Annotated in this window: 17 protein-coding genes; 11 read left to right on the forward strand and 6 right to left on the reverse strand. The window is 61.6% G+C overall.

Annotation, left to right across the window (positions count from 1 at the left end; all coding sequences use genetic code 11):
• Window positions 1-65: 65 nt before the first annotated feature.
• On the reverse strand, window positions 66-812 hold the full coding sequence (locus tag JG739_RS25540; protein ID WP_202363941.1) for a DsbA family protein: 747 nt from the start codon (window positions 810-812) through the stop codon (window positions 66-68).
• A gap of 130 nt (window positions 813-942) precedes the next feature.
• Window positions 943-1,443 carry a DUF721 domain-containing protein gene (locus JG739_RS25545; RefSeq protein ID WP_202363942.1) on the reverse strand — a complete coding sequence of 167 codons (501 nt, stop codon included), beginning with the start codon at window positions 1,441-1,443 and terminating at the stop codon, window positions 943-945.
• A 55-nt stretch (window positions 1,444-1,498) separates the two neighbouring features.
• On the opposite strand from JG739_RS25545, the gene mutY reads away from it, so the two are divergent.
• From mutY to JG739_RS25560, 3 genes are read left to right on the forward strand one after another with little or no spacing between them, the layout of a single operon-like run.
• Complete coding sequence (mutY, locus tag JG739_RS25550) at window positions 1,499-2,659, forward strand: A/G-specific adenine glycosylase (RefSeq protein WP_202363943.1); 1,161 nt, start codon at window positions 1,499-1,501, stop codon at window positions 2,657-2,659.
• 47 nt (window positions 2,660-2,706) lie between these two features.
• The gene (locus JG739_RS25555) at window positions 2,707-3,318 is read left to right on the forward strand and encodes an HAD family hydrolase (RefSeq protein ID WP_202363944.1); all 612 of its coding nucleotides are present in this window, start codon (window positions 2,707-2,709) and stop codon (window positions 3,316-3,318) included.
• A gap of 14 nt (window positions 3,319-3,332) precedes the next feature.
• Window positions 3,333-3,716: a hypothetical protein gene (locus JG739_RS25560; RefSeq protein ID WP_202363945.1), complete on the forward strand. Its 384-nt coding sequence runs from the start codon at window positions 3,333-3,335 to the stop codon at window positions 3,714-3,716.
• Window positions 3,717-3,724: 8 nt separating this feature from the next.
• Here the strand turns inward: JG739_RS25560 and JG739_RS25565 are convergent, their stop codons facing one another.
• Window positions 3,725-4,858, reverse strand: coding sequence for a site-specific DNA-methyltransferase (locus tag JG739_RS25565; RefSeq protein ID WP_202363946.1), 1,134 nt, complete (start codon window positions 4,856-4,858; stop codon window positions 3,725-3,727).
• A gap of 177 nt (window positions 4,859-5,035) precedes the next feature.
• Between JG739_RS25565 and JG739_RS25570 the strand changes: the two genes are divergently transcribed.
• Window positions 5,036-5,725: an HAD family hydrolase gene (locus JG739_RS25570; RefSeq protein WP_202363947.1), complete on the forward strand. Its 690-nt coding sequence runs from the start codon at window positions 5,036-5,038 to the stop codon at window positions 5,723-5,725.
• A 39-nt stretch (window positions 5,726-5,764) separates the two neighbouring features.
• Here the strand turns inward: JG739_RS25570 and JG739_RS25575 are convergent, their stop codons facing one another.
• Window positions 5,765-6,439, reverse strand: coding sequence for a hypothetical protein (locus tag JG739_RS25575; protein WP_202363948.1), 675 nt, complete (start codon window positions 6,437-6,439; stop codon window positions 5,765-5,767).
• 127 nt (window positions 6,440-6,566) lie between these two features.
• Between JG739_RS25575 and thrC the strand changes: the two genes are divergently transcribed.
• From thrC to JG739_RS25600, 5 genes are all read left to right on the forward strand, one after another.
• Window positions 6,567-7,964: a threonine synthase gene (gene thrC, locus JG739_RS25580; RefSeq protein WP_202363949.1), complete on the forward strand. Its 1,398-nt coding sequence runs from the start codon at window positions 6,567-6,569 to the stop codon at window positions 7,962-7,964.
• Between the two features lie 14 nt (window positions 7,965-7,978).
• Window positions 7,979-9,271: a M16 family metallopeptidase gene (locus tag JG739_RS25585; protein WP_202363950.1), complete on the forward strand. Its 1,293-nt coding sequence runs from the start codon at window positions 7,979-7,981 to the stop codon at window positions 9,269-9,271.
• A gap of 15 nt (window positions 9,272-9,286) precedes the next feature.
• Window positions 9,287-9,883 carry a GNAT family N-acetyltransferase gene (locus JG739_RS25590; protein ID WP_202363951.1) on the forward strand — a complete coding sequence of 199 codons (597 nt, stop codon included), beginning with the start codon at window positions 9,287-9,289 and terminating at the stop codon, window positions 9,881-9,883.
• A 2-nt stretch (window positions 9,884-9,885) separates the two neighbouring features.
• A complete protein-coding gene (locus JG739_RS25595; RefSeq protein WP_202363952.1) occupies window positions 9,886-12,774 on the forward strand; it encodes an EAL domain-containing protein in 2,889 nt (962 codons plus the stop codon).
• Between the two features lie 244 nt (window positions 12,775-13,018).
• Window positions 13,019-13,429 (forward strand): DoxX family protein, encoded by a 411-nt coding sequence (locus JG739_RS25600; protein ID WP_202367635.1) that lies wholly within the window; start codon window positions 13,019-13,021, stop codon window positions 13,427-13,429.
• A gap of 108 nt (window positions 13,430-13,537) precedes the next feature.
• Here the strand turns inward: JG739_RS25600 and JG739_RS25605 are convergent, their stop codons facing one another.
• Together JG739_RS25605 and JG739_RS25610 are read right to left on the reverse strand one after the other, a co-directional pair.
• Window positions 13,538-14,566, reverse strand: coding sequence for an oxygenase MpaB family protein (locus JG739_RS25605; RefSeq protein ID WP_202363953.1), 1,029 nt, complete (start codon window positions 14,564-14,566; stop codon window positions 13,538-13,540).
• Window positions 14,567-14,716: 150 nt separating this feature from the next.
• Window positions 14,717-14,980: a DUF4242 domain-containing protein gene (locus JG739_RS25610; protein WP_202363954.1), complete on the reverse strand. Its 264-nt coding sequence runs from the start codon at window positions 14,978-14,980 to the stop codon at window positions 14,717-14,719.
• A gap of 151 nt (window positions 14,981-15,131) precedes the next feature.
• On the opposite strand from JG739_RS25610, the gene JG739_RS25615 reads away from it, so the two are divergent.
• Window positions 15,132-16,010 (forward strand): LysR family transcriptional regulator, encoded by an 879-nt coding sequence (locus tag JG739_RS25615; protein ID WP_202363955.1) that lies wholly within the window; start codon window positions 15,132-15,134, stop codon window positions 16,008-16,010.
• Between the two features lie 529 nt (window positions 16,011-16,539).
• Window positions 16,540-16,866 carry a nuclear transport factor 2 family protein gene (locus JG739_RS25620; protein WP_244749571.1) on the forward strand — a complete coding sequence of 109 codons (327 nt, stop codon included), beginning with the start codon at window positions 16,540-16,542 and terminating at the stop codon, window positions 16,864-16,866.
• The last annotated feature ends 330 nt before the right edge of the window (window positions 16,867-17,196 follow it).

The raw sequence follows: 17,196 nt of genomic DNA on the forward strand, positions 1-17,196 counted from the left end.
AGAACTCGCGGCGCAACAAAAAGTCGCGCACGCCGACGCGCAGCCGCTTCGGCGCTGCCGAAACGTCAGAGCAGAGGGTCGATAATGGCCGAGATTTCCTCAATCGACAGCGCCCCCTTGTAGGTCTTCCCGTTGATAAAGAAGGTCGGCGTCGAGTCGACCTTGAATTCATCGGCGCCGCGCTTCTGGACCGACCTCACATCGTCCAGAAGTTTCTGGTCCGTCAAGCAGGCCTCGAATGACTCCTGTGTAAAACCGGCCATCTTGGAGATTTGCAGCAGGGCGTCCTTGGTATTGGCGACACCTGCCCAGTTCGCCTGCTGCTTGAACAGGACGTCCACCATTGGGAAATAATTGTCCTTGGAGCAGCGCGCCAGCATGAAACCGGCCTCGGCGCTGGGGTCGAAGGGGAATTCGCGCAGAATAAGGCGGGCCTTGCCGCTATCGATGTATTTCGTCTTCAGCGCCGGGAGCGTGGTTTCATGGAAATGCGCACAGTGCGGGCAGGTCATCGAGGCATATTCGACGATCGTGACCTTCGCGTCGTCCTTGCCGAGTTGCATGTCGGGCAGTGCGCCGGGCTTCAGCAAGGCGGCCATGTCCACCGTGCCCTGGGCCTCAGGCGCCTTGGCCGCGGCCGCAGCGGTGGGCTTGGCCGGATCGGCCGGCTTCATCGCATCGGCGGGGGCCGCAGGCTTCACATCCTCCGCCACGGCTTTCTCGCCCGAGTCGCTGCAGGCGGCGAGCAGAGCCACCGCCGGAATGGCGGCCAGCGACGACAGGAGGTTTCTGCGGGACAAAAGACGGGGCATACGAATCACCTGACAATGGTTGGATTTTGCAATGCAAAGGCTAGAAAAGGCGAGAGTTGGCGCGAATTAAGGCATCGCCGTCCCCATTCCAATCGCCAAATCTTGGGTACGCGATCACGAAAGCGCGAGATTATGTTTTCTTTTGACCGAGAATGGTGGCGCCGAGCCGCTCCAGCGAGGCGCGCAGCCCATCGTCCTCGATCATTCCGACAGCGCCTGACAGCTTCACCTTCTCGGCCGCGGTCAGCGGCCGGAGGCTCGGCTTAAGCCGCCCTTTGTCAACCGTGACCGGCTTTTGCACGATTCTGATGCGGCCGATAGCGTTGAAGCCGAGAAAGGCGTTGACCCGGTTGATGATCTCGCCGGTCTCGTGCTGCAGATGAAGCGCTGCCATGCCTTCGCAGGCGATGACCAGCACCGCCGGCTCGAACGGATCATCGTCATGCATTCGGCGCGGCCATTGAATCTTTTCAGGGCGCGAACGGCTGGCAAGTCGCGGCCCGGCTATCTCCTCCCAGGACTGGACGAGCCCGATCGACATGCCGGCTCGCTTGCGCAGCACCGGATCGAGGATCTGGGTTGCGAGATCACTCACCGGAACGGGATTGCCGAAGGGCCTTTTCCCTGCCATGTGCGTTCTCCAGTCACGACCTTCACCATGCATCGGTTAGGCCAGTCCTCGATCAATGGCACTGCACGACCAGACCCGCAAGACCGCATCCGGCGACAGCGGCAAAGCCACATCCGGAGACAGCGGCAAGGCCGCGTCCGGAGACAGCGGCGAGATCGCGTCCCGCCTGCTCGCCTGGTACGACGTGCATCACCGCGACTTGCCGTGGCGCATTGCGCCGCGCGAGTTGGCACGCGGCATACGGCCCGATCCCTACCGGGTCTGGCTTTCCGAAGTCATGCTGCAGCAGACCACGGTCGAAGCGGCAAAATCCTATTTCCGGGCCTTTGTCGAGAAATGGCCTGATATCGAGGCTTTGGCCGCTTCACCGACCGAAGATGTCATGAAGGCCTGGGCCGGACTCGGCTATTATTCCCGCGCGCGCAATCTCAAGGCCTGCGCCGATCTCGTCGCGCGGCAAGGCGGCAAGTTTCCGGATACGCAAGCTGGCTTGAGAGAGCTGCCCGGCATCGGCGCCTACACGGCGGCGGCGATCGCGGCGATCGCCTTCGACCAGCCCGCCGCGGTCGTCGACGGCAATGTCGAGCGGGTGGTTTCCCGGCTGTTTTCGATCGTCACGCCGCTGAGCGAGGCCAAGAGCGACATTCGCACCCATGTCGAGCGCATGGTTCCAGCGACCAGACCGGGCGATTTCGCCCAGGCGATGATGGATCTCGGCGCGACGATCTGCACGCCGCGGCAGCCGCGCTGCATGCCTTGCCCGCTGCGCGAGGATTGCAGCGCCATTATTTCGGGCGATGCCGAACGCTTCCCTGTCCGCCTGCCGAAGGGCGAGAAACCATTGCGGCGCGGGGCTGCCTTCGTCGCCGTGCGTGGCGATGGCGCCATACTGTTGCGCAAACGCGGGGATAAGGGCCTGCTCGGCGGCATGACCGAAGTGCCGACGACCGGCTGGACCGCGCGGATCGACGGCGCCACCACGGATGCGGCGGCGCCCTTCCCCGGCAACTGGCGCCCAGCCGGGAAAATTGGCCATGTCTTCACCCATTTCGCGCTCGAACTCGACGTCTTCAAAGCGATGACCGATGTCGCCGCCCCAGCGGGGCATTTCTGGTCGCTGGCCGACGAAATTTCCGGCGAAGCACTGCCCACCGTCATGAAAAAGGTAATCGAAGCGGCGATACCGGGCGCGACGAAGAAGCAGCGCGCACATTGAATCGCCCACATCGCCCCGCATTGAATTGCGTTGAACGAGGAACAAGAATGACCGAAATCCGCCACATCGTTTTCGACATCGGCAGAGTGCTGATCCACTACGATCCGAACCTGCCGTTCAGCCGTATCATTCCTGATGCCGAGGAGAGAAAGTGGTTTTTCGATAATGTCTGCACGCACGACTGGAACATCGAGCAGGACCGCGGCCGCACCTGGGAAGAGGCCGAGGCGTTGCTGATCGCCGAACACCCGGACCACGCCGAAAACATCCGCAACTTCCGCCGCCTCTGGCACGAGATGGTGCCGCACGCTTATGACGACAGCGTCCAGATCATGGACAAGCTGATCGAGAGCGGCCACGACGTCACCATGCTGACCAATTTCGCGGCCGACACGCTTGCCGAAGCCCGGCAGCGTTTCGACTTTCTCAACCGCCCGCGCGGTGTGACCATTTCGGGCGAGATCGGCATGATCAAGCCGGATCGCGGCATTTACGACCATCACGTCGCCGCGTTCGGCCTCGAACCCGCGGCCACGCTGTTCATCGACGACAGCCAGAAGAACGTCGACGGCGCCAAGGCCGCCGGCTGGCAGTCGGTGCTGTTCACCGACGCAAAGACGCTCGAGGCGGACCTCGAACGATACGGCATCGAATTCTAATAGAGCAATACGGCATGGGCAGAATTGTCTTAACCTACGACCCGCACTGGCCCATGCTCGATATCGATATCGAGCATGGCAATTTTCGTGGCCATGGCGTCGTATATTTCCCAGAGAGCGAAGTAAGCGAATTCATTACGTCGCTGAAGGCATACCCCCTTCAGAGCGCAATGCTCTCTTTGGAGTCGCCCGGCTTGATAAAAATCTCCGTTTTTCCGGCGGATGGCGTAGGCCATCTGACCGTCCAGATTGAGGTTGCCGAAGAGATCGAAGCCGATGATTTTGCGCGAGTTCGGCTTCGTACAGACTATTCGCGTCTGTCTCGCTTCACTAACCAGCTTTCACTGATGGCTAAAGGCGAGTTGACCGAAATTATTCTTGAGGAAGATAAGGCCTGAACCTGCGATCAGGCCCCTGCCCGCTCCATGCCGAGGCGGGCGATGCGGCGAAGCTCGTCGATCGGGGTCAGGCCGCCGCTGCGCTCATAGTGCCAGAAGGTCCAGCCGTTGCAGGCATCCAGCCCCTGCACCTCCGCACCGATCTTGTGGATCGATCCGGCGCTGTCGCCGACCGCCACGGTGCCGTCGGCGCGCACCCTCGCCGCCCAGCGCTTCTTGGCGTCGTAGAGCGTGGCGCCCGGCAGCATCAGCCCGGTGTCGATGAGGCTGACAAAAGCAACGCGCGGCTCGGCGCGCTTGCCGCTGAGCACGGTAAGAGCAGCGCTGTCCAGCGGCCGGACTGCATCGATGCGATCGTTGGCAGCGTCGATATAGGCCTGCTCGCGCTCGATGCCGACGAAATGGCGGCCGAGGCGCTTGGCCACGGCGCCGGTGGTGCCGGAGCCGAAGAAGGGATCGAGCACGATATCGCCGGGCTTCGTCGAGGCCATCATGATGCGGGCGAGCAGCGCTTCGGGCTTCTGCGTCGGATGCAGCTTGTCGCCGTTTTCGTTCTTGAGGCGCTCAGCGCCGGTGCAGATCGGAAACAGCCAGTCGGACCGCATCTGGATGTCGTCGTTCGACGCCTTCAGCGCTTCGTAGTTGAAGGTGTAACCCTTGCCCTTCTGATCGCGCGAGGCCCAGATCATCGTCTCATGGGCGTTCTGGAAGCGGCGGCCACGGAAATTCGGCATCGGATTGGTCTTGCGCCAGACGACATCGTTGAGGATCCAGTACCCCAGATCCTGCATCTTGGCGCCGACCCTGAAAATGTTGTGGTAGGAGCCAATGACCCAGATGGTGCCGTTGGGCTTCAGCACGCGGCGCGCCGCCAGCAGCCAGGCCCGGGTGAAGGCGTCGTAGACCTCAAAACTTGCAAACTGGTCCCAGGCGTCGTCGACGGCATCGACCTTGGACTGGTCAGGACGATGCAGATCGCCGTCGAGCTGCAGATTGTAGGGCGGGTCGGCAAAGATCACGTCGATGGATTTTTCGGGCAGCCGGTCGAGTGCGGCGACGCAATCGCCCTTCAGGATCGTGTCCAGCCATTCGGATTGCTGGGGAGCATGGGAAAGCTCGTCGAGAAGACGCACGGCAGACATTGTGACACCCAAAGCACGCGTTACTGTTTACTCCCTGTTATGGTTACCGATCAGCGTAAATATTCGGTGAAGGCCAAGGGTCCGCACCGCGGTAGTTTGCGAAGGCCGGCCTGTTGGTGTATGTCGCGCCGGCCTGAAACGTCTCAGCCTTCTCCCTCCCGCTTTTCCCGGATCGCGATGCCCCAGCCAGACCTTGTCATCTTCGATTGCGACGGCGTGCTCGTCGATTCCGAAATCATCGCCGCGCGCATCGAAGCCGAGCTTTTGACGTCGGCCGGTTACGAGATATCGGCTGAGGAGATTTCCGAAACCTATGCCGGGCTGACCTTCAAGGACATCATGATGCGGGTCGAGGAAAAATCCCGCGTCCCGTTCCAGGCCTCGCTGATCGATCGCGCCGAAGACCTGGTCGACCGCCGCCTGCGCAGCGACGTGCGCGCCATCGACGGGGTGCACGAGGCGGTTGCCGCGGTGACGGCGCCGCGCTGCATCTGCTCGAATTCGCGCTCCGAGCGGATCGAATTCATGCTGGAGAAGGTGCATCTGCTGCCGTATTTCAGCGGCCGGATTTTTTCCTCGCTGGAAACACCAAGCGGGAAATCCAAGCCGGCGCCCGACGTGTTTCTCTTTGCCGCGGCAAAGCTCCAGGCCGATCCGGCGAACACCTTCGTCATCGAGGATTCCGTGCATGGCGTGACCGGCGCCAGGACAGCCGGCATGCGTGTGATCGGCTTCACCGGAGCGGCGCACAGCTATCCCGGGCATGCCGACGCGTTGACCGAGGCCGGCGCCGAAACGGTCATCCGCCGCTGGGCGGAACTGAAAAGCGTGATCGCCGCCCTGTCGGAGTGGTCGGCGGATGCGTGAAGCAGGCGTCCAGATGGACGCGCAGCTCCAAAGCCGCGGCTATTCGGCCGCGGCAACCTTCTTGTCGGCCTTCTTCGGCGGGCCTTCGTCATAGCCGGCGAACACCTGATAGTCCCGCGCGGTGGGCTCGGGAACGACAACGTTCGAATCGGTGAAGACGAACTGGGTGGCGCTCGAGGGATTGGTAACCTGGACCTGATGTCGGTGAAGCTGCGAGTAAAGGACCTCCTTGCCATGCATCACAGCGATACGGATCGGCATGGTGATGGTGCCAGGGCTGAACATCGGTCCCGGAACGACCTTGCCGGCGACGGCGATCTTCATCGTCAGCGAGCCGTTGGCGCGGTTGCAGTCGCGGGTCACATCCATGATCGAGGCCTGATAGACGATCTTGGCGGAATCGTCCTGCTGGTCGCTGCTCGCGCCAAGCGCGGCAGCTTCTGCATCCTCGGCGGCGGCTTTTTTCTTGGGCTTTTGGCTGCCCTTGGCATAGGTGTTGAAATAGGCGGTGCCGTCGCGCAGCGTCACGTTCGGACAATAGGCCAGCAATTGGCTGGCGAGGACCTTGGGGTCTGGAGGTGGTGGCGGTGTCGTGTCCTTCTTTCCCAAGCCCAGCATGCTACTGCCGCCTGATTGGCAGCCGGCGGCGGTAAGCATAAAGCCGGTGAGAGCCAGACCCGCGACAAAACGACCGTTAAATGTATGGAACGCCATGAACTGCACTTCCCTCTCGCAAAGCGGGTGACGTATATCAACCGCGCGGCAAAAATGCGACTGAGCAAGTACCGAAATTAACCACTTTGGCGCGGACAATACCGCCCGGCAGCAATGGAACATGACGATGCGATATGTGAGCACCCGCGGGGAAGCGCCCGTGCTTGGATTTTCCGACGCTGTGCTGGCGGGCCTGGCGCGCGACGGCGGACTTTATGTGCCTGATATCTGGCCGCAGTTTTCGGAGGCGGAGATCCGCGCCATGCGCGGCCTTGCCTATCCCGACCTCGCCATCCGCGTGCTGTCGCCGTTTCTCGGCGGCGAGATCGCGACGCCGGTGTTCGAACGCCTGGTGCGCGAAGCCTATGCGACGTTCCGTCACGAGGCGGTCTGCCCGCTGGTGCAGACCGGCTCGAATATGTTCGTTCTGGAACTCTTCCACGGCCCGACGCTTGCCTTCAAGGACGTCGCCATGCAGCTTCTCGCCCGGCTGATGGACCATGTGCTTGCCGAACGCGGCCAGCGCGCCAGCATTGTCGGCGCCACCTCCGGCGATACCGGCGGGGCCGCCATCGATGCCTTCGCGGGGCGCAACCGCACCGACATCTTCGTCCTTTTCCCGCACGGCCGGGTTTCGCCGGTGCAGCAGCGGCAGATGACGACGTCCACCGCCGAAAATGTCCATGCGCTGGCGGTCGAAGGCAATTTCGACGATTGTCAGGGCCTGGTGAAGGACATGTTCAACGATCACGGTTTTCGCGACCGAGTATCGCTGTCCGGCGTCAATTCGATCAACTGGGCCCGCATCATGGCGCAGATCGTCTATTACTTCTCATCGGCGCTGTCGCTCGGCGCGCCCGACCGGCCGATTTCGTTCACGGTGCCGACCGGCAATTTCGGCGACATCTTCGCCGGCTACGCCGCCAAGAAGATGGGGCTGCCGATCGAGCGGCTGATCATCGCTACCAACGACAACGACATTCTGGCGCGCACGCTGTCGAGCGGCGAATACCGCACGAAAGGCGTCTTTTCGACCACGTCGCCGTCGATGGACATTCAGGTCTCCTCGAATTTCGAGCGCTTGCTGTTCGAGGCGGCCGGCCGCGACGCCTCGACCGTGCGGCGCTACATGAACGGCCTCAATCAGTCCGGCGCCTTCACTATCGAAGCGGGCGAGATCGCCAGGATCCGCTCCGAATTCGACGCCGGCTGCTCGACCATGGACGAAGTCGCCGCCACGATCCGCGCGACGCTCGCAGCCAGCAACTATCTGCTTGACCCGCACACGGCCGCGGCCATGCACGTTGCGGTTGCAAATGCCACTAATGCCGTGCCGATGGTGGTGCTTGGCACCGCCCATCCGGCAAAATTCCCGGCCGCCGTCGAAGCGTCCAGCGGCGTGTCGCCTGCCCTGCCTGCATGGCTAGGCGGGTTGATGACGTCAGAGGAAAAATACACGGTACTTCCATCCGACCTGAAAATGGTGGAAGATTATGTTAGCCGCCACACGCGGGCGGCAAGTTAGGGAGTATCAGCTATATGGGTGTTGAGGTAAGCCGTCTGTCGAACGGCCTGACAGTCGCCACCGAAACCCTTCCAAGCCTCGAATCCGTCGCTCTTGGCGCCTGGATCAAATCAGGCGCCCGCAATGAGCGTAGCGAAGAGCACGGAATGGCCCACCTGCTTGAACACATGGCGTTCAAGGGAACCAGAAGGCGCAGCGCCTTCGAGATCGCCTCGGAAATCGAGGATGTCGGCGGCGAGATCAATGCCGCCACCAGTGTCGAGACCACCTCCTATTATGCCAGGGTGCTGAGCGACGACGTGCCCCTGGCCGTCGATATCCTGTCCGACATCCTGCAGGAATCCGAGTTCGACCCTCAGGAGCTGGAGCGCGAGCAGCATGTGATTTTGCAGGAGATCGGCGCCGCACACGATACACCCGACGACGTCGTCTTCGACCACTTCACCGAGACCGCCTTCCGCCACCAGACGATCGGCCGCTCCATCCTCGGCACGCCGGAAACCGTCAAATCCTTCACCTCAAAGCAATTGCACAAATTCATCGAACGGCAATATGGCGCCGAGCGCATGGTGATCGTTGCCGCCGGCGACATCAAGCACGACAACTTCGTGCGCGAGGTCGAGAAGCATCTCGGCGGTTTCCGCAGCAAGTCCGACAACACCATGCCGCAATATGCGCAATATGTCGGCGGTGATTTCCGCGAGGACCGCGACCTGATGGACGCGCAGATCGTGCTGGGGTTCGAGGGCCGCGCCTATCATGTACGCGACTTCTACGCCTCGCAGGTCCTGTCGATGATCCTTGGCGGCGGCATGTCGTCGCGTCTTTTCCAGGAGGTCCGCGAAAAGCGCGGGCTGTGCTATTCGGTCTATGCCTTCCACTGGGGTTTTTCCGATACCGGCATATTCGGCGTCCATGCCGCGACCGGGCAGAGCGACATTGCCGAATTGGTGCCGGTGGTCATCGGCGAGTTGCAGAAGGTCGGCGAGAACATCCTGCAGGAGGAACTTGACCGGGCACGCGCCCAGTACCGTGCAGGCCTGATCATGTCTGCTGAAAGCCCAGCCAGTCGCGCCTCGCAGATCGCCCGGCAAATGCTTCTGTTCGGCCGGCCGATCGCCAAGGAAGAGCTGATGGAACGGCTGTCGGCGCTGACCGTCGAGCGGTTGACGGACCTGTCGTCACGGCTGTTTTCGACCAAGCCGACGCTGACTGCCGTCGGACCGGTGGGCACGCTCGCTCCCTATGAGGCGGTCCTTGAGTCGCTTTCGGGCACGCAGACCACGGCCCGAAAGCTCGCCGTCTAAGTCCATCAACGCGCCATGTTCGCGCTCCCTTTCTTTCGCCGCGACCTGCCGGCACTGAAGGGTGACCGGGTCACGCTGCGCGTGCCGCTGACCAACGACTATCGTGAATGGTCGGTGCTGCGCGGCGAAAGCCGCGCCTTCCTGGAGCCGTGGGAGCCGCGCTGGAACCCCGATGAGCTCGACCGCACGGCCTGGCGGCATCGCCTCAGCCGCTATCGCGAAGACTATGCGCAGGGAACGGCCATAGCCTTCTTCATCTTCGAAAAAAGCAACGGCAAGCTTGTCGGTGGAATCACCCTCGGCAATATCCGCCACGGCGTCGCGCAAAGCGGCCATATCGGCTACTGGATCGGCGAACGCTACAGCGGCCGTGGCCTGATGACCGACGCGGTCAAGGTGGTGACGCGCTTCGCCTTCGATACGCTGAGGTTGCACCGGATCGAAGCTGCCTGTATTCCCGACAACGCCCGGTCGATCCGCGTGCTTGAAAAAGCCGGATTCCGGCGCGAAGGACTTCTCCGATCCTATCTCAGGATCAACGGCATCTGGCAGGACCACTACCTCTACGCCCGGATCGAGGACGATCCGCCGGGCGCGGAAACGAAGGACTGATTTTGACGAATTTCCTGCGAATCGGGTCGTTGTTCGCCTTTGTGCTGACGGCAATCGTCGTGCTCTGCGCGGCGTCATCGGCCTTCGCCGTCGAACCGATCAAGATTGCCCGCGACGATGTGGCGCTCGACCTTTCGGGCGCCGTCGAAATCTACCGCAACCAGGGCGAAAATTTTCAGGTGTCGACTGCGCCCGGACCGGACGGCATCGTGCGGCGCATCGAGGTCGAGGCCAATGATGCGCGCTCGACCGGCGACTGGGCGGTGTTCGCGCTTGCCAACACCACCGACCAGCAGCTCGACAGGCTGATCGTCGCACCGCATTTCCGGCTGGTGAATTCCGGTATCTTCTGGCCGGATCTCGGCTCGACCCGCATTGCCGCGATCACGCCCAGCGAGGGCTTCGCGCTCGACCGCCAGAGCAGCCCCGATGCTGATGTGTTTCGGGTGACCCTGAACCCCGGAACGGTGGTCACCTTCATTGCCGAACTGGCGTCGCCCAAACTGCCGCAGGTCTATCTTTGGGAGCCGGAATCCTACAAGGATTCGGTCAATTCCTACACGCTGTTTCGCGGCATCGTCATCGGCATCGCCGGCCTCCTGGCGCTGTTCCTGACCATCCTTTTCGTCGTCAAGGGGACCTCGATGTTCCCGGCAACCGCAGCACTCGCCTGGGCGGTGCTCGCCTATATCTGCATCGATTTCGGCTTTCTCAACAAGGTCCTAGAAATATCGCCCGGCAACGAGCAGATGTGGCGGGCCGGAACGGAGGTGGCGCTTGCAGCGACCTTCGTGGTGTTCCTGTTCGCCTATCTCAACCTTAACCGATGGCACGGCCATTTCAGCTACGGCGCTCTGGTCTGGATTCTGGGGCTGCTGCTGATCGCCGGCGTTGCAATCGTCGACCCGGCGGTCGCCGCCGGCATCGCCAGGCTGTCCTTCGCCGCCACCGCGCTGACCGGTCTCGGCCTGATCATCTTCCTCGGCATACGCGGCTACGACCGCGCCATCATGCTGGTGCCCAGTTGGGTCATGGTCCTGTTGTGGCTATGCGGGTCGTGGATGGCGATCACCGGCATGCTCGACAACGACATCGCCCAGCCGGCACTGGGCGGCGGTCTGATCCTCATCATCCTGCTCATCGGCTTCACCGTCATGCAGCACGCCTTTGCCGGCGGTGCGCTGCATCAGGGCCTGTTCTCCGATCTCGAACGGCAGGCGCTGGCCGTGGCCGGATCGGGCGACACGGTGTGGGACTGGGACGTGATGCGCGACCGCGTCGTCACCAGGCCGGATGTCAGCATCCAGCTTGGCCTTGCGCCCGACAGCCTGGGCGGCGCTGCCCGCAACTGGCTGCCGGTGCTCCATGCCGACGACCGCGACACGTTCCGCACCACGCTCGACGTGGTGCTCGAGCACCGGCGCGGCCGGGTGTCGCAGAATTTCCGCCTGCGCGGCGCCGACGGGCACTATCACTGGTTTTCGCTGCGCGCCCGGCCGGTGATCGGATCGGACGGCGAAGTCATCCGCTGCGTCGGCACCATGGTCGACGTGACGGAGCAGAAGAAGTCCGAGGAAAGGCTGTTGCACGATGCCGTGCACGACAATCTGACCGGCTTGCCGAACCGGGAATTGCTGATGAACCGGCTGGAGGCGATCATCTCGATCGCGCGCACGGAAGAGAAGGTCCGTCCGACCGTCTTCGTCATCGACATCGACCGGTTCAAGCAGGTCAATGACGGGCTCGGCATTTCGGCCGGCGATACCATCCTACTGACTGTTGCGCGTCGGCTGCACCGGCTGCTCAAGCCGAAGGATTCGCTGTCGCGCTTTGCCGGCGACCAGTTCGCTCTGATGCTGCTTTCCGAGCAGGACCCGGCTCGCATCGCAGCCGTTGCCGATGCCATCAAGCATGCGATCAACAATCCGATCACCTTTGCCAAGCGCGAGATCGTGCTGACCGCCTCGATCGGTCTGGTCACCTGGACCTCGGCGCAAAGTTCGGCCGAGGACATGGTCAAGGACGCCGAGCTTGCCATGCACCAGGCCAAGCGTTTTGGCGGCGACAGGATCGAACCGTTCCGACCCGCCTTCCGCACCGTCGGGACCGACCGGCTGCAGTTCGAGTCGGACCTGCGCCGCGCCATCGAACGCCGCGAATTCACACTCGCCTACCAGCCCATCGTGCGGTTGGAAGACGGCAGTGTTGCCGGCTTCGAGGCTCTCTTGCGCTGGGACCATCCGCGTCGTGGCATGATCCCGCCAGGCGATTTCATTCCGGTCGCCGAGAGCTGCGGCCTGATCGTGCAGCTTGGCCTGTTCGCCATGCAACAGGCCGCCGAAGATCTGGCGGGATGGCAAAAGCAGATCGGCGACGCGCCGCTGTCGGTTTCGGTCAACCTGTCCAGCCGACAGCTCATCCGCCGCGATCTGGTCAGCGACGTTCGCTCGGTGATCGCGCGGGCCAATCTGAAGCCGCGCTGCTTCCGGCTCGAACTCACCGAATCGCTGGTGATGGACAATCCCGAGCAGACAGCCCATGTGCTGAACAAACTGAAGAAACTTGGCATCGGCCTGTCGCTGGACGATTTCGGCACCGGCTACTCATCGCTGGCCTATCTGACGCGCTTTCCCTTCGATACGATCAAAATCGACAAGAGCTTTGTCGACGACACGACACCGAAACGCGCGGTGCTGCTCAAATCGATGGTCAACATGGCGCATGAACTCGGCCTTTCGGTCGTGGCCGAGGGTATTTCGGACGAAAGCGATGCACTCGAGCTGCGCCAGATGGGCTGCGAATATGTGCAGAGCTTCATGTTCGGCGCGCCGATGCCCGGTGATCAGGTGCTGAGGACGCTGAAGGAACAGTATCCGCTGACCCGGGCTTGATCTTGTTCATGTCGTTGTCCCAAAACCGCTGCCCATTTGGGGCGGCATGAGCCTGGCGATTGGCACCCGCTGGAGCGCATCGAAAGTCTCCCGCGGCTCGGCACTCCAACGACCGGTGGTCACGCGACTGTGAACTGGGAGTACGGTTTACCGCTCGCGCTGTGCATCATACCCTCTCCGCGAAATCGGTGCGAAGAGCAGACCCGCTGACAATTCAGCCTCACCGGGTCATGATGGAGGCCAACTGATGAATTTCGACAAGATTTCTGCCTGGGCTCCGGTGTGGTTAAGCGTCGTGAGGATCATGTCGGCGCTGCTGTTTCTGGAGCACGGAACTCAAAAGTTATTCAATTTTCCGCCCGCTCCCGAGCCGATGCAACTGTCGGGATTTCTTGTGATTCAGGCATTGATCGAGCTGATCGGAGGCGCGCTGCTTGCCCTCGGACTCTTCACCCGGCCGGTCGCGTTCATTCTGTCCGGCAACATGGCGGTCGCCTATTTCATGGCGCATGCGCCGCAAAGCTTCTTTCCGGTAGTCAACCAGGGCGACTCGTCGATCCTCTACTGCTTCATTTTCCTGTACTTCTTTTTCGCGGGAGGCGGCGCGTGGAGCGTCGATGCGGCCCGTCGCGGGACCGGCCTCGCGACGCCCTGAACAGGATCGCGAGGGAACTTCCCGGGCGGCTTCCAGCGGAGCATGTCCGACAGCCTGCCAAGTGGAAATGACAAGAAATTTCGACGCCGCTGATCGTCGCTTTCGGGCTTAGGGCGGCCATTGCCGCACGTTCGACCCGTCGCTTTCCGTTGTGCGGGCATCAAACTGATGACCCGCATGATCGCGGCCGGACGCTCGTGTTCTGGGTGCCTTCTGTCGGCGATAGAGATAGTTCTCGGGAAGGCCGAGGCGACGGCACGACTGGACGGCCGGAGATGAAGGGAGCACCATGCTCTCGCAGATTGCAGCCGTCGTCTTCACAAAAGCGCGCTCCCACGGCTTTAACGTCCAGCGGTCGCCGAGTGCCAACCGCTTGCGGACCCAGCGGGGCAGGATCTCGACAGCCGCCTTCAGAAATGGCCGCTGAAGCGGCCGAGCCACTTCCGGCAAGGCGGGAACGTCTTCCATGATCTGCAGGAATTCCAGGACGATCGGCGACGCGACGAGTCTTTGCCTCATCACGTCGAACAGCCCGTAAAGTTCGGCCTGAGACGTGGGCGCGCCGGTCGCACCATAGAGCAGCGCGACGGGGCGAGACTCGGCGAACATCGCATCCCGTTCGAAAAAATGCAGACGATGCACATAGACGTGATAGGCCTCCATGAAACCAAACCCAGCCGTCGCCTGCACCCAGTCCAGCAACTCCGGGTCGGTGGCGTGGTATGGCTCACCTTCGCTTGTTTGGCCTGAAACGCGCCCATGCATCCTGACCACGCCTTCAATCATGGCCTTGGCCTTGGTCCGGGGACCGTAGACCGTGACCAGGGCGGCGAGGCCAGTGCGCTGTAGTCGTCGGAGCGCGTCGGAGCGGAATGTGCTGTGCTGCCAAATGGCGTCGCGAACTCGCGGCTCTGCCAATTCGAGCAGCACCGCCGTAGCCCCGCCGATGAACAGCGCAACCGGGTTCTTGAAAATACGCCACGACACCGAGTTGGGCGGCAACAGCGCCGGCTCGCCCTGCGGGGTCGAGAAGTCCATCCGCGATCCGAGCCGCTGGCGCATGAACGACTGCGCAAGAGTATCCACACGACGCTCAAGCGGGCGAGGCAGAGGAAGGGTGCCCGAATTGCCAAACATGCTCCGACTCTCCTGGCAACGCGTGTGGCTGGCGGATGCAGCACGAACGTCTTGGCCCTTCCGTCGTTCCAAAGATTCAAACTGACGCGCTGCATTACTCCGCAAGAACACCGGGCCCGGATAGCCATCGCGAGCCCGGTCGCGCCAGCCCTATGGGGTAAGATCGAGCGCCGGCACGATTCTGTGATAGGGCAGCCCCGCATCGTCGTTTAGACGCTTCACGTCGACATCGGAATTAGCGTCAAACAGGCACATGCAGCGCCCGTCCTCCGGTGCGAAGGTCGAGCGCAGGTAGCTGATGTCGGTGCCGTTGGAGGTCATCTCGGCGGCTTTGCTGATCGCCGCCTTCTGCGCATCTCCCAGAGCTTCCATGCTGATGCCCTTGAGATCGCGTTCCACCATGTAGACGGTCATTTCCAGATCTCCTTCTGTGAACAGTGACTACCGGAGTTGAATGCAACGGCGGGCGAAAGAGAACGACATTTATTCTATCGATCGATAGCCGACAGTTATCGATGAAAGGACTATAATGTCGTTTCGTGGAACCGCCTCGGGAGGGCTCGCCATGGAGATGTTTCAGGTCCGCTACGTGCTTGCCGCCGCGAAGATGCTGAACTTCACCAAGGCTGCTACCGAATGCAATGTGTCTCAACCGGCGCTCACCAAAGCGGTCAAGACGCTCGAGGATGAGCTTGGCGCGCCCTTGTTCCACCGCGAGGGAAAGCGCGTCCTCCTGAGTGAGTTCGGGCGCTCCATTCTGCCGCATCTTCAGCAGATCATGCAGGAGGCCCACGCAACCAGAACGCTCGCCGACAATTTCAGGCTGCTCAACCAGGTGCCGATCCGCCTCGGCGTCATGTCGACCATCGGCCATGTGAAACTCGCCCGGTTTCTCGCAAAGTTCCAGCGCGATTATCATGGCGTCGAGCTTGAAGTTAGCGAGGCGAGCGTTCAGGAACTGAAAAACAGGCTTGAGCAAGGCGATCTCGATGTTGCCGTTCTCAATCCGCTGGAGGGATTGGGAGCGGCGTTCCGCGTCCATGATCTCTACAGCGAGCGTTACGTCGTCGTATTCGCGCCGGATCACCGGCTTGCGAGCCTCAATGCAATCAAGTTGGTCGATCTCTCTCAAGAACCCTATGTCGATCGTCTGTCCTGCGAAATGCGGGACCTGGTGATGGGTGTGTGCCAGGAAAGAAACGTCAGCCTTTATGCCCGCTTTCGTTCCGAGCGTGAGGATTGGATCCAATCGATGGTGCTGGCGCGGATCGGCTTCGCCTTCATGCCTGAATATTCGGTGACATCGCCTGAACTTTTGCAGCGTCCGCTGATCGAACCCGCGGTGGCACGCACGGTGTCCCTGGCTAGCGTTCCGGGCCGGCCCTATAGCCCGGCGACGGCGGCAATGGTCCGAGCTGCCCAGACGTTTGATTGGCCAGGCTGATTTGAGATGCCTTCTGCCGACTGGTGTTCCTCGGACCGGTACCGACCCCTATTTCAGGAAGAAGGCAACGCAATCGGCCTAGCCGATGGCTGACTGCCAAAGCGTCAGATTCAACTTTTCGGCCGCCCGGCCTGCGTTGCGCTCGTCGCTAGGTAGGAGGTTGAGGTCTGCGTTGGGTCAACTCCGTTCAGCATATTGATGAAATCATATCACTGGATTCAGCATCATTGAAGTGCGATCTCCTGAGCAAGCGGAGTAGCGCAAGGCGCGCTTCACATCCGAAACAGAAGCAGGAGCACCCGCATGCCGGTATCAAGACGTTCCCTTCTCGCCGCAGCAAGCGCTGGCGTGGCATTGTCACAAACTGCAAGATTAACGAAAGCCTTGGCGCAGGCTCTTGAGGAGGCTGCTATAAACCAGACGGCTGCCGATCTCGTCGAGCGGTCTGCGGAAGCAAATTCGGCGCTGATGCGGGGGGAGATAACGAAGTACTACGAGGTGATTCCCACATACCGAGGACTTCCTGCTGATGTCTCCCTTCGGAGGAAAGCCCACGCGGGCTTCAGAACTGACTGCAGAGCGGATCGAGGCGATGGGCCGCTTTTTCAAGAACGGCACCTTCGAGCAGGAGCTTCTTCAAGCCTATGGTTCCGCAGACATGGTGGTCCTCGCGATCATTGAATGCCCGCACGTCGAGGTCGGCGGTCTGCCGGCCCAGGATTGGCCGCTTCGGGTTACCTTGGTCTATCGCCGCGAAGAGGCGGAATGGCGCTTGGTGCATCGGCACGCCGACCCACTGGTCAAGGGCGTGAGCCTGGAACAGGCGGCCGCCCTTGCACGCGGCGAAGCTGATTGATGTGAAGAGTATTGCCATTCGACGGAGCGCTCTGGCTGCCGGTCTGCCGTTTGAGAGCCGAAAGGATTGCCCACAAGCAACGCATCGGCTACGCAGCCCTCGATTTGATTTACATTTCGAATTATTTTGCCGCACTGTGGCCATTGTGCCGCCATTATCCATGCCTAGTTAAATGAAGCACTGACCGTTCTTCTTGTCTTTTTCGACGTTGGCGGCTCAACGTTGGAAATAGATCTGACCCAAAGTATCTGGGCGGGTAGACAAGGAACGGAGGGGGACCTGGCGTCACTCCAAAGAACATTTGAATTCTTTGCTTGCGGAGCCGTTATC

The organism is Mesorhizobium sp. L-2-11, from assembly GCF_016756595.1.
Classification (GTDB): domain Bacteria; phylum Pseudomonadota; class Alphaproteobacteria; order Rhizobiales; family Rhizobiaceae; genus Mesorhizobium.

Excerpts from the sequence above, each read along its gene's own strand:
- JG739_RS25540 (WP_202363941.1), bottom strand. The coding sequence starts at position 812 with ATGCCCCGTCTTTTGTCCCGCAGAAACCTCCTGTCGTCGCTGGCCGCC.
- JG739_RS25545 (WP_202363942.1), bottom strand. The coding sequence starts at position 1,443 with ATGGCAGGGAAAAGGCCCTTCGGCAATCCCGTTCCGGTGAGTGATCTC.
- mutY (WP_202363943.1), top strand. The coding sequence starts at position 1,499 with ATGGCACTGCACGACCAGACCCGCAAGACCGCATCCGGCGACAGCGGC.
- JG739_RS25555 (WP_202363944.1), top strand. The coding sequence starts at position 2,707 with ATGACCGAAATCCGCCACATCGTTTTCGACATCGGCAGAGTGCTGATC.
- JG739_RS25560 (WP_202363945.1), top strand. The coding sequence starts at position 3,333 with ATGGGCAGAATTGTCTTAACCTACGACCCGCACTGGCCCATGCTCGAT.
- JG739_RS25565 (WP_202363946.1), bottom strand. The coding sequence starts at position 4,858 with ATGTCTGCCGTGCGTCTTCTCGACGAGCTTTCCCATGCTCCCCAGCAA.
- JG739_RS25570 (WP_202363947.1), top strand. The coding sequence starts at position 5,036 with ATGCCCCAGCCAGACCTTGTCATCTTCGATTGCGACGGCGTGCTCGTC.
- JG739_RS25575 (WP_202363948.1), bottom strand. The coding sequence starts at position 6,439 with ATGGCGTTCCATACATTTAACGGTCGTTTTGTCGCGGGTCTGGCTCTC.
- thrC (WP_202363949.1), top strand. The coding sequence starts at position 6,567 with ATGCGATATGTGAGCACCCGCGGGGAAGCGCCCGTGCTTGGATTTTCC.
- JG739_RS25585 (WP_202363950.1), top strand. The coding sequence starts at position 7,979 with ATGGGTGTTGAGGTAAGCCGTCTGTCGAACGGCCTGACAGTCGCCACC.
- JG739_RS25590 (WP_202363951.1), top strand. The coding sequence starts at position 9,287 with ATGTTCGCGCTCCCTTTCTTTCGCCGCGACCTGCCGGCACTGAAGGGT.
- JG739_RS25605 (WP_202363953.1), bottom strand. The coding sequence starts at position 14,566 with ATGTTTGGCAATTCGGGCACCCTTCCTCTGCCTCGCCCGCTTGAGCGT.
- JG739_RS25610 (WP_202363954.1), bottom strand. The coding sequence starts at position 14,980 with ATGACCGTCTACATGGTGGAACGCGATCTCAAGGGCATCAGCATGGAA.
- JG739_RS25615 (WP_202363955.1), top strand. The coding sequence starts at position 15,132 with ATGGAGATGTTTCAGGTCCGCTACGTGCTTGCCGCCGCGAAGATGCTG.
- JG739_RS25620 (WP_244749571.1), top strand. The coding sequence starts at position 16,540 with ATGTCTCCCTTCGGAGGAAAGCCCACGCGGGCTTCAGAACTGACTGCA.